This is a genomic window from Endozoicomonas sp. ONNA2 (assembly GCF_024606365.1).
Classification (GTDB): Bacteria; Pseudomonadota; Gammaproteobacteria; order Pseudomonadales; family Endozoicomonadaceae; genus Endozoicomonas.
The window spans coordinates 1-6,993 of record NZ_JAHHPO010000340.1 but is presented as its reverse complement, the minus strand read 5'-3'; the positions used below and the strand labels follow the sequence as shown (position 1 = coordinate 6,993).

General features: G+C 52.5%; 8 protein-coding genes. All 8 read right to left on the bottom strand.

Annotated features, from left to right (window positions below; translation table 11 throughout):
• The coding region (locus tag KDK14_RS06220) for a nucleotidyltransferase substrate binding protein (protein WP_257264151.1) at positions 1 to 370 on the bottom strand (370 nt) is incomplete at its 3' end.
• A 68-nt stretch (positions 371 to 438) separates the two neighbouring features.
• Complete coding sequence (locus KDK14_RS06215) at positions 439 to 966, bottom strand: SPOR domain-containing protein (RefSeq protein ID WP_257264150.1); 528 nt, start codon at positions 964 to 966, stop codon at positions 439 to 441.
• A 201-nt stretch (positions 967 to 1,167) separates the two neighbouring features.
• Positions 1,168 to 2,448 (bottom strand): bifunctional tetrahydrofolate synthase/dihydrofolate synthase, encoded by a 1,281-nt coding sequence (folC, locus tag KDK14_RS06210; RefSeq protein WP_257264149.1) that lies wholly within the window; start codon positions 2,446 to 2,448, stop codon positions 1,168 to 1,170.
• 235 nt (positions 2,449 to 2,683) lie between these two features.
• Complete coding sequence (gene accD / locus KDK14_RS06205) at positions 2,684 to 3,586, bottom strand: acetyl-CoA carboxylase, carboxyltransferase subunit beta (RefSeq protein ID WP_257264148.1); 903 nt, start codon at positions 3,584 to 3,586, stop codon at positions 2,684 to 2,686.
• Positions 3,583 to 4,410, bottom strand: coding sequence for a tryptophan synthase subunit alpha (trpA, locus tag KDK14_RS06200; RefSeq protein WP_257264147.1), 828 nt, complete (start codon positions 4,408 to 4,410; stop codon positions 3,583 to 3,585). The genes accD and trpA overlap by 4 nt, the downstream gene beginning before the upstream one ends.
• A 12-nt stretch (positions 4,411 to 4,422) precedes the next feature.
• Positions 4,423 to 5,658 (bottom strand): tryptophan synthase subunit beta, encoded by a 1,236-nt coding sequence (trpB, locus tag KDK14_RS06195; RefSeq protein ID WP_257264146.1) that lies wholly within the window; start codon positions 5,656 to 5,658, stop codon positions 4,423 to 4,425.
• The gene (locus tag KDK14_RS06190) at positions 5,655 to 6,275 is read right to left on the bottom strand and encodes a phosphoribosylanthranilate isomerase (protein ID WP_257264145.1); all 621 of its coding nucleotides are present in this window, start codon (positions 6,273 to 6,275) and stop codon (positions 5,655 to 5,657) included. Before KDK14_RS06190 ends, trpB begins: the two co-directional genes overlap by 4 nt.
• A 194-nt stretch (positions 6,276 to 6,469) precedes the next feature.
• A partial coding sequence (locus KDK14_RS06185; protein ID WP_257264144.1) for a tRNA pseudouridine(38-40) synthase TruA occupies positions 6,470 to 6,993 on the bottom strand: 524 nt, incomplete at its 5' end.

Here is a 6,993-nt window from a genome sequence, read left to right as displayed (position 1 = left end):
TAGCTAAATATCCTATTATCGGGATGATCGTTCGACCGATTCTGTCGCCCTGATGGGCAGTATTGTTTCGATTATCACGGTAAGACAACCAGCGCTCTGCCTGCTCCAGTGTCAGCAAATCATGCTGGGCAGCCTGGCGGAAGATCTCTTTGAATACCATTCGATCAACCGCTTTGGGACTATGCATAAAATCTTTCAAACATTTGCGCAGCAACTTGCCCGCCTGCTCCAAAATAATCTCAAACTCTTTCACACAGGCAGACCGGTACATCTCATAATCAATACTGCCATCTTCAGCCTGGACTACCTTTCCATAGGCCATATCCAGTGTCTTGATACAGCGGCTGAAGAACGTTGTGTCTATTGTCATATCGTTTTCCTGAACTGGTCTCCACAGAAAGCCTCAAGCGTCATCATCAACCCCAATTAGAGAGCCTATTATGGAACATAACGAACAATGATACCTTCAAGCCCCATCTCTTTCTTGATGGTCACCTTTAGCTGCTGAAGTTCATCCGGCCTTACTTCAGGGCCTATGTATACCCGATAAAAAATCTTGCCCTTCTCGGTAGCAATTTTCTTCTGAAAAGCACTGTACCCCTTACCTTTTAGCTGTTTTTCCAGGCTACGGGCATTGTTTTTATCCGCAAAGGTTGCCAGCTGTAGGGACCAGGCTTTCAGATGTCCTTTTTCATCGACACCTGTCGTCTTATCAGTACGGACACTTTCTGGTTCGAGAACAATTTCAGTAGAAGAAGACACCACTTCAACAACATCCCGGGGAATATCCAGCTGATCAACAAATGCAGGCACAGGAGGGGGTTCAAGCCTTGGCGTTTCAGGGACAGATCTGGAGGTGACCAGAGGATGCGTCTCCCCTCCCCTGAAAAGCGCGGGCGCAAGAATGATTAATAAGGCCAGCAATACCACAGCACCTATTAGTCTTTGTTTAAGTCCCTCGCCCAAGACGCGCTCCATAAAATAGATAAACAGTACTCATTCCTGCACAGAGGGCCGGAAGCCAACTAATGGTTAATTTCTAAACTTTTTGCATCTTAAGCGAATTCCATCTAAATCTACAACAACAAAGCGTGCAGTAACCAAGGGACTTACTTATGGATGAAAACTTCTGGCTTGATATTTGGTAACAATTCGTGGGAGGCGAATTCAGTGACTATTGGCCAGTGCAGCAGATACCGTCATAAACGATCCCGTGACCAGCACCCTGTCTGCGGAAGTTGAGTTTGCCAAAGCATGATGTAATGCCTCAGCAACAGTCTGATAGCGATTAATTGAATATCCCCGATCAACCAGCTTCTGTGCCAGCGCCTGTTCAGGCAATGCCCTTGGAGACTCAAACTGAGCTACGTACCACCCATCAATATTGCTGCTTAAGCAGTCGACAACCGCCAAGTAATCCTTATCCTTGCACATAGCAATAACGGCCCGTGTCTTACCATCTACCACAGACTCATCCAGACGCTGCTTAAGCATTGCAGCCGCCTGTGGGTTATGGGCAACATCAAGCACAACATCGATCGACTCACCGGATTCATTTTCCATCATTAACTTCTGGAATCGCCCGGTAACCGATACTTGTGATAACCCTTGTCGAATAGCCTCAAGAGCAACAGGTTCTGGTAAAAATTGCAGCGCCTGCAGTGCAGTGGCGGCATTATCAATCACCACATTGGGAACGGGGAGGTTGTCCAGATGTTGATTTTCACTACCTGACCAGTGCCATGCATTACCCGACCTTGTCAGGGTGAACGCCTCCCCTCTGCAATAGAGAGGGCTGCCAAGGCGCACAGCCATTTCAGTGATTGCATGGGGCGCTGGCTGATCGCCAAATATCGCGGGTTTACTGGCACGGAATATCCCTGACTTCTCTTTGGCAATGGCTTCAATGCTATAACCCAGGTATTCCTGATGATCGAGGGCAACCGTGGTAATTACCGACACCTCCGGGTCAACCACATTGGTAGCGTCCAGTCGGCCACCCAGACCAACTTCCATCAGCGCCACATCCACCCCGGCCCTTTTAAAACAGTCAACGGCGGCCAGGGTGGCAAATTCAAAATAGGTTAACCACGTCGTTTTACGCCCCTCATTTATCTTCGCAAAAGCATCACATAGCCAGTCATCACTGACTTGTTCGCCATTAATGCGAATTCGTTCATTAAACTTGAGAAAATGCGGTGATGTGAACAGCCCCACCTTGTAACCGGCAGCCAGCAAAATAGCTTCAAGAACCGCCAGTGTCGAGCCTTTGCCATTGGTCCCCCCCACGGTAATCATGAAGGGTGCGGGCTTGAGCAAATCCAGCTTTTCACCCACCCGCCGAATCCGGTCCAACCCAAAGTCAATCTCATGCTCCGGACGCGTCTCTTCCATCCAGGTTAACCATTGTGAAAGGCTTTTTTCTTTCTTTGCAAAGGACAACGTCACATCTCCAGACGGATGCATTCCCACGCAGAGTGAGGTTGTTGCAGAAGGCCTTAAAAAGAAGTGAACCACAAAGACACGAAGGCACAAAGAAAGCCATTTTGTTTGCTGAGCGAAGCTCAGCCAGGCCTAGAAAAACTTTGTGTCTTTGTGCCTTTGTGGTTCAAGGCTTTTATAACTTTGGCAACACCCTCAGAGCGCGAGAATAGGATACAGAGAAAACCGGCCTCAGGTTGGCTTAGGCAATTTCTACAGAATCAGCAAATTCCACATCAGCACCCGGCTTGCCCTGCATTTTCCGACACAGCCTGGCGATGGTGGAGCGCATATCAGAACGCGCAACAATCATATCAATAGCACCGTGATCCAGCAAAAATTCACTGCGCTGGAAGCCTTCTGGCAGCTTTTCCCGGACGGTCTGTTCAATCACCCTGGGACCGGCAAAGCCAATCAGGGCACCGGGCTCCGCCATATTGATATCGCCCAGCATGGCAAGGCTGGCAGAAACACCGCCGTATACCGGGTCGGTCATCACAGAGATATAAGGAATACCCGCCTGGCGCATTCTTTCCAGGGCCGCACTGGTTTTTGCCATCTGCATCAGGGAAAACAGGGCTTCCTGCATCCGGGCACCGCCACTGGCAGAGAAACAGACCAGGGGCATCTTCTCTTTCAGGCACAGCTCGGCAGCACGGGCAAACTTTTCCCCGACTACAGACCCCATGGAGCCACCCATAAACGAGAACTCAAAGGCAACGGCCGCCAGCGCAATGTCCTCCACGGTACCGCGCATGGCAACCAGGGCATCTTTTTCGCCGGTCTGTTTTTGCGCCGCTGCCAGTCGGTCCCGATACTTTTTAGTGTCACGGAACTTCAACCGGTCATTGGGTTCAAGCTCAGCAAACAGCTCTTCCTTTCCTTCCCGGTCAAGAAAGTAATCCAGCCGGGTGCGGGCACTGATTCTCATATGGTGCTGACACTTGGGGCAGACCCCCAGGTTTCTCTCCAATTCCGGACGATAGAGAACGGCGTCACACTTGACGCACTTGCGCCAGAGCCCTTCTGGCACACTGCTGCTTTTCTGCGCATTCGCAGAGCGTGATAACGATGGAATCAGTTTATTGACTAACCAGTTGCTCATTCATTCATCCTGTCATCGTCCATAGCTGAGCGCATTTCGGCAATTGTGCTGGCAACGCGGTCAATGGCGGCCTGCCCCTCACTGCCATACCGGGCCAGCTCAGATACCAGCACACTGCCCGCAATCACACCGTCTGCTGTTCGCCCAATGGCAGCAGCCGAGGCACCATCACGGATACCAAAGCCAACACACACCGGAATATTGGCAAAGTGCCGGATGTGGTTGACCCGCTGTTCAACGTCTGCCGTATTCAAGGTTGCCGCACCGGTGACCCCTTTCAGGGATACATAATAGAGATAACCACTGGCCACACGGCAGATTTTGGCCATTCGATCATCGGATGTGGTTGGGGTAATCAGGTTGATCATATCCATGCCACGCTCATGCAGCATATCCAGCAAGTCACCCGCCGCTTCCGGTGGCAGATCCACCATCAGCACACCATCAACACCCGCCTCACTGGCCAACTCAACAAACCGGTGGTACCCCATGATCTCTACCGGGTTGAGATAGCCCATCAGGACAATCGGGGTGTCATTATCCCTTTCCCGGAACTCAGAAACCATTGCAAAAACGTCATGCAATGTAACACCGTGTGATACCGCCCGCTCATGGGCCCGGGCAATGACCGGGCCATCCGCCACCGGGTCCGAGAAGGGAAAGCCCAGTTCAATCATATCTGCACCCTTGTCCACCATCTGGTGCATGACCTCGACGGTCTTGCCCGGTGGGTCACCGGCAAGAATGTAGGGTATCAGTGCCTTGCGTTCACGCTCCTGCAACCTGGCAAAACAGGCTGTGATTCTATTTGTTTTACGACTCATGCTCTGCCCACCTTATACTTCAAGACCGTCAATAGCGGCCACCGTATGAATATCCTTATCACCACGGCCAGACAGGTTACAGATGATGATCTGGTCTTTGTCCATGGTGGGTGCCAGCTTATCAACCCAGGCCAGGGCATGGGCACTTTCCAGCGCAGGCATAATACCTTCCAGGCGGGTCAGCTGGCGAAATGCCGCCAGGGCCTCTTCATCCGTTGCCGCCGGGTATTGCGCACGGCCAATATCTTTCAGGTAGCTGTGCTCTGGCCCAACCCCCGGGTAGTCCAGCCCGGCAGAGACAGAATGGCTTTCAATAATCTGGCCATGCTCATTGGTCATCAGATAGGTTCGTGCCCCCTGCAGCACGCCAGGGCGGCCAGAACTCATCCGGGCCGCATGCTTATCGGTATCAACGCCGTGCCCTGCCGCTTCAACACCGTACAGCTTGACGTCTTTATCCAGGATAAATTCATGGAACAGCCCCATGGCATTGGAGCCACCACCCACACAGGCAACCAGGGCCTCCGGCAGGCGACCTTCTTTTTCCAGAATCTGCCGGCGGGCTTCCCGGCCAATGATACTCTGCAGATTACGCACCATTTCCGGATAGGGTGATGGGCCACACACCGTACCCAGCAGGTAGAAGGTATCTTCCGGGCGCGCTACCCAATCCCTGAGCGCTTCATTAATGGCGTCTTTCAGCGTCTGGGAACCGGTTTCTACCGGAACCACCGTGGCCCCCAGCAGCTTCATGCGATAGACGTTCAATGCCTGACGTTTAACGTCCCTGGCCCCCATATAAACGACACATTCCAACCCAAGGCGGGCGGCCACCGTTGCCGAGGCAACACCGTGCTGTCCGGCACCGGTTTCGGCAATAATCCGGGTTTTACCCATATGTTTGGCCAGCAGCGCCTGGCCAACCGCATGGTTGATTTTGTGGGCACCGGTATGATTGAGGTCTTCACGCTTCAGGTAGATCTTTGCGCCACCGAGTTCCCGAGTCCACCGCCCGGCAAAATAGAGTGGTGAAGGACGACCGACAAAGTCGGCCAGATCACGGTCAAAGTCTGCCTGAAAGGTCTTGTCCCGCCAGAGTTCACGCCAGGTGCGATCAAGGTCTTCCAGCGCACCCATCAGGGTTTCAGCCACGAAACGTCCGCCGTAACGGCCAAAATGGCCCATTAAATCCGGTTGATCGTACTTGTGTTGTTCGAGAGACTCAGAAATTTCTTGATCGACCATCATCGTCCTGCCGTCTTGATAAAGGCTCTGATTTTGTCATGATCCTTAATGCCAGGCTGGCTCTCAACGCCACTGCTGACATCAACGCCATAGGGTTGAACCCTGTTAATGGCCTGAGCAATATTTCCAGGGCTCAGACCTCCGGCCAGCACCACCGGTTTATTCAGCTCACGGGGTAGCAAATCCCAGTCAAAAGATTCACCAGTGCCACCTGCCTCTCCGGGCTTATAACTGTCCAGAAGGTAGCCACAGGCGGTGGTATAGGGAGCCACCATGTCGGTCACGGCGATACCCGGCCGAACACGGAAAGCCTTTATATACCGTACCCCCCAGCGGGAGCAATCAGCTTCCGGTTCATTGCCATGAAATTGCAGAAGTGAAAGGGGAACCGCATCCAGAACCGATTGAATCAGCTCATCAGAAGCGTCCACAAACAGCCCCACCACAGAGACAAAAGGCGGCAGTGCCCGGACAATCTCCCTGGCCTGCTCAACCATAACGTAACGTCGGCTTTTGTGGTAAAACACCAGACCAATGGCATCTGCGCCGCTCTCAGCAGCCACCAGGCCATCGTCAACACGGGTAATTCCGCAGATTTTTATACGAGGAGATACTTCCATTTACCAGAATTCTCTATTCCCACGCCCTGCGTACCATCCGGCACACAGGGCCAACCACAGGGTAAGGGCATTCAGGCGCTTTCACACTGTATTGCCAGAGATCAATGCGAAAGGATTGGCAACCCCTGAGCGCTCGCTGATCTTATCAGAACATTTTGGTGATTACTGCACCTGATTCCGGAAAAACCGGCAATTTACCGGGGTATTAATGGCGCAATAAAGTGCGGGCCTGATTCACTGGCCGGTAGTCCAAACACCTTGTCGTATCCGGCATCGACAAAATAAAGCCCGCAGGGCGAAGCGGTCACCCCACCCCGGGCACGATCCCGGGCATCGAGCACCTCTTTGGCCCAGTCGGGCTCACGTTTGCCGCAGCCCACCGCCATTAGCACCCCGGCAAAATTACGAATCATATGATGCAAAAATGCATTGGCCTGCACATCAATGACAATCAACGGTCCATGGCGGGAAATATCCAGACGGGTTACATTCCTGACCGGATTCTTTGCCTGACACTGAATCGCACGATAAGAGGTAAAATCATGCTCCCCCACCAGGAGTTCTGCCGCCGCCTTCATCCGCTCAACATCCAGCGGCCGATAGTTCCAGGTCACCCCTTTGCAGAGGTGTGCAGGCCGAATGGGATGGTTATAAATCACATAGCGATAACGTCGCCACAGGGCGGAAAACCTGGCATGAAAATCATCAGACACCGGCT

Bases quoted from the DNA above. Each gene is read 5' to 3' on its own strand.
- accD (WP_257264148.1), bottom strand. From the start codon at position 3,586: ATGAGCAACTGGTTAGTCAATAAACTGATTCCATCGTTATCACGCTCT.
- trpA (WP_257264147.1), bottom strand. From the start codon at position 4,410: ATGAGTCGTAAAACAAATAGAATCACAGCCTGTTTTGCCAGGTTGCAG.
- trpB (WP_257264146.1), bottom strand. From the start codon at position 5,658: ATGATGGTCGATCAAGAAATTTCTGAGTCTCTCGAACAACACAAGTAC.
- KDK14_RS06190 (WP_257264145.1), bottom strand. From the start codon at position 6,275: ATGGAAGTATCTCCTCGTATAAAAATCTGCGGAATTACCCGTGTTGAC.